Genomic DNA, 361 nt, shown 5'->3' with positions numbered 1-361 from the left:
CTATTTCTGATTTCATTCAAAGTCGTTAGAGTGAAAACATAAACCAAATAGTACCCTAATAATTTCGTATGGTGCAGTAGATACTTATAGCATCCTATAACTTAATCATTGCAAGATAATAAGAAAGTAGGACCATTAGTATTCGCCTGATTCCCAGTAGATAGCTGATACTAAAAATGCAGCTTCATCTAAACCGCTAATATAATCAAGCGCGTTATCATGGTTTACATCTGTCTGATCAATTTTATCTAAAAGTTTACTATATTCTTGAGCTTTCTCAATAAGCTCATCTTTAGTAAACAATCCATAGTAGTCAATTTCACCAGAACTCTTAATTGATTTAAATGCCTTATCTCGGTAG

At 32.4% G+C, this 361-nt stretch carries 1 protein-coding gene; it reads right to left on the bottom strand.

The features are described from left to right. Positions 1-135: 135 nt before the first annotated feature. On the bottom strand, positions 136-361 hold a 226-nt coding region (locus BTV99_RS13590), incomplete at its 5' end, for a hypothetical protein (protein ID WP_178377986.1).

It is taken from the genome of Psychrobacter sp. Rd 27.2 (genome assembly GCF_001921755.1).
GTDB lineage: Bacteria > Pseudomonadota > Gammaproteobacteria > Pseudomonadales > Moraxellaceae > Psychrobacter > Psychrobacter celer.
The sequence above is the reverse complement of the archived record's forward strand: the minus strand, read 5'-3'. Positions and strand labels throughout refer to the sequence as shown.